Here is a 3,598-nt window from a genome sequence, read left to right as displayed (position 1 = left end):
TGGGGGGGGTGATGCTTCTGTCCCTGCCCCGGCCGCGGGGGCTTTCTCCGCGTATCACGTCCGCCATGGGAGAAAAATTGTTCGAGAGGGGATGCCGAGATCCTCTCGTGCGGAGTTATTACGTTCTGGCACTTCTCCAGGAGGATGCGCTGCGATCGCAGGCGTTTATTTTAGAAGCTCTGAAAGGGTTCGATGAGATCTGCTACCCGGAGGAAGCACGCTGGGTGGCATTGTATTCGGCCCTTGCTGTGAAAGCGTCTATTCTCCTCCCCCGCAATCCGGGGAACTTGAGCGACGATCTTGTGCGGGTGGTGACAAAGCGGCTGTGTGATCCCACGCTGGAGCCATTGATGGCCCGCGTGCTGTTCTGGGAACTGCGAGTCGCGCTGGGAAACAGCTCCGCTCCTGAAAACCGACGGTGCGTGGAAAAAGTTTACCAGGGCTGCATGGCGGTGAAAGAAAAGATGGACCCGTGGCTGCGACATATGCTCACCGCCCAGTACCTCATCGATGAGGGATGGTGGGTGCGGGGAAACCGCTTTGCCCATCACGTTCTTCCTAACGCATGGCCGGTTTTCCACGAGAAAATGGTGAAGGCGAAAGCGGAGTTACTGGAAGCCCTCAAGCTACACCCGGATTGGGCGGAGCCCGCCGAGCTCATGATTGGAGTGGCCATGACGGGCGAGACCGGAGACTCCGCGGACGAATGGTTCGAAAGGGCGGTGGCGCTGGATCCAGACTCCAGACACGCCTATTCTTCGTACCTGTGGGCGCTGCGACCCCGCTGGGGCGGCAGTGTGGAGGAAATGTATCAACTGGCCATCCGCGCCGCGGACTACCGCAAGTACGACTCCCCGGTTCCAGCTTTCTTTATGACAGCGATTGAAGACGTCGAGGAAGAGCTCCATCTCGCCCGAAACGAGGTGCTTTACGAGGATCATCCCGTGTGGCGAATGCCGGGGGTGTACGAACGGGCGTGTGAGATCGTGGACGGGATGATCAAGCATCCCAGCCGCCAGGGCGACATTGTCCTCTACCCTACCCGCGAGGCGTTAATGACGCGGAAGTTCTGTATCGCCTGCCGGGCCGGGCGGCTTCAGGAGGCGCGGCAGATCGCCGACCAGCTTGGCGGAAAATTTTGCGAACCGGTCCTCTCTGGCTGGTATCTGCAGACCGCGCGGATCATCACCGAATTGTACGCCTTCACGGGAAAAGGGGCGGAAAAGATCAAAGCCGCGCAGCAAATGCTTAAAGGGATCACACCGCCTTATCCCAATGAGATCCTGGAAAAGGCCAAACAGCTTTTCGAAGAGGCCTACGCGGCGGATGACCATCCTCAGTCCCGGGCTTATTGCACGATTTGGATTCGCGAACTGGAAGGCCTGCTTGCGTTCAACGCCGGTGACTGGTGTCCGTTACGATTCGATCCGGGATTTACCCGATGGATGATCGTCGGCGGCGCCTGGACGTACGAAGATGAAAATACCGCCGTTGTTCGGGGAAACCGCGCTTTACCCCGCACGGTCATCAGGCCGTACGCCTCCTTCCCCTGGCCGTTGGAGGTCGAATTCGACGTCCAGACGCATGAGTACAACTACGGCCTCTTTCTTGGCCTCGTCATTCCCCGGGAATTGGACGAGGATTTCGCTCCCACTAACGATGATCGTCTAACTGTCGCTTGGCCCGATGAGATTTGGGTTAGTGTGGGACGGAAGCCGATTTCTCTGCCCGCTTCTCTGTTCAGGCTCAATCACCTCAAGGTTCAGTTGGCCGACGGCTATGCGGCACTGTGGGTCAATGGTACGCTAATGGTTGAGGTCCGTGATCCGAATTTCCGGCCCGCTCCGAACTTCGACGTGGGAGTGTTGCCCGAATTGCCTGAGCATTACGAGTGGGCATGGGCGCGCGTGCGGAATGTCAGAGTGCGGAAGTTTCAACCTCCCAAGCCGGTTGAAGTCGCCGGGGCGCAAGGGATGGAGCGGGCACCGTAACCGGCGTCGGGACGGTGTGCGGGAAGTGCTATAGGGGAATGGGGGGAAATCGCCATGGCTGGTTGCGGGGACGCCGGCCCAAAGCAGGGAGCGGGCCGTTGGTGGTTTGCCGTCGAACTTACAAAATCCTCTGGGATTGATGAAAATCCTGGCCACATCTGGTACTTCGAGTCCTGCGCTGGAGGCGAAAGAGGAGAGTGTCCATCCGCGTCGGGCGGCGGGATCCCGCGTGCCTGCGGTGGTCACGGGGGGACTCCGCGTCCTGCTTGCGTCAATTGCTCGATTCATCAGTGGCGCGAGTGTGCGCTGGGTGAATTGTCAACCCGATACATGCCAGCGGGTGTATTTCGCCAATCACACGAGCCATCTGGATGCCGTGGTCATATGGGCGGCTTTGCCTTCCGCGGTGCGGGCTGTTACCCGTCCCGTCGCCGCAAAGGACTACTGGGTGGCTAACTCGGTGCGTCGGTATTTGGCGTGCGAAGTTTTCAATGCCCTTCTCATTGATCGCCAGGAAATCAAGATCCACCACTCGCCGGTCGCAGAAATTCTGGAGGCGATGGGCGACAAATACTCGGTGATCATCTTTCCGGAGGGTGGCCGAACGCTCGGGCCTGATGTCGCCCCCTTCAAAAGCGGCCTGTACTATCTGGCCAAGCGTCGGCCGGATTTGGAACTTGTGCCCGTCTATCTGGACAACATGAACCGCATCCTGCCGCGCGGGGAGTTTCTCCCGGTGCCGCTCCTCACGCGGGTCATTTTTGGTCCACCCATGTGGCTGGAAAATGGGGAGCCGAAACAGGCGTTTTTGGAGCGGGCGCGGCAGGCAGTCGTGTCGCTCCGTGACCTGTAAACCCGGGTGTTCTTTTCCCCAACGACACGGCGTGGACGGTCCAATCCTCTCTTCCTGCTTTGTCCCTCTTCGCTTGACTCTTCTGGGGAGCCCGCGAAAAATGCCAACAGCGAGGCACAGATTGGCCAGTGAATTCAGGCTGCTAATGCGGATTTGAGCGGATTTGTTAATCAGGACGGATACGCAGGTAAGAATATGACGTCAGTTCCCCGATTGGCCCTTGGCACGCTCGATGGGGCGACAGACCCCTGGCCCCTGTTACGGGTCCTTCTCCGGGGATTCGCCGCTCGGAAGATTCACGTGCAGACGTTTCTTTCCCGGGCAGCTTTCGGGGGATTTCAGGAGCTTCGCGCATGGTCGGGGGCTACGCCGCGGCATCTGGACAGCTGGCTCATGACCCCCACCCAGTGCCGTTCTTTTTTTCTTGAAGGGACGGAACGGGCCGATTTGGCGATCGTGCTCGGTCAGTATTCCCCGGCCAATTCGGCGTCAAGCGGTTGCCTATCGCTTCCGCCCGGACAGCCGGAGGACTCTGGTGAAAAAAGACAGGCGGACCTCGCAGGAAAAAGGTCCGTCTCGAAAGCCCCTTCCTGCTGCCTCCGCGCACTTCCCCGATGTTCACGAGGGGCTGGAGGAAATCTGGATGCGCTCTGCGATTGGCTCGGTCTATCGAAGTTGGCCATCTTCAGTACTCGCCAACTCACGCAGGTTGTGGCCAACCGTTGCAGTTTGCCGAGCGGATTGGATGGCCTTT

3 protein-coding genes are annotated in these 3,598 nt (G+C 59.2%); all 3 read left to right on the top strand.

Annotated elements, in window-relative coordinates; all coding sequences use genetic code 11:
* On the top strand, positions 1-1,991 hold a 1,991-nt coding region (locus tag H5U08_RS12995), incomplete at its 5' end, for a hypothetical protein (protein WP_297033772.1).
* A gap of 106 nt (positions 1,992-2,097) precedes the next feature.
* The gene (locus H5U08_RS12990; protein ID WP_297033769.1) at positions 2,098-2,844 is read left to right on the top strand and encodes a lysophospholipid acyltransferase family protein; all 747 of its coding nucleotides are present in this window, start codon (positions 2,098-2,100) and stop codon (positions 2,842-2,844) included.
* A 195-nt stretch (positions 2,845-3,039) separates the two neighbouring features.
* On the top strand, positions 3,040-3,598 hold a 559-nt coding region (locus H5U08_RS12985), incomplete at its 3' end, for a hypothetical protein (protein ID WP_297033766.1).

Source organism: Thermogutta sp., from assembly GCF_014359955.1.
Lineage (GTDB): Bacteria > Planctomycetota > Planctomycetia > Pirellulales > Thermoguttaceae > Thermogutta.
Note: the sequence above shows the minus strand (reverse complement) of the source record. Positions and strands in the feature narration are given on the sequence as shown.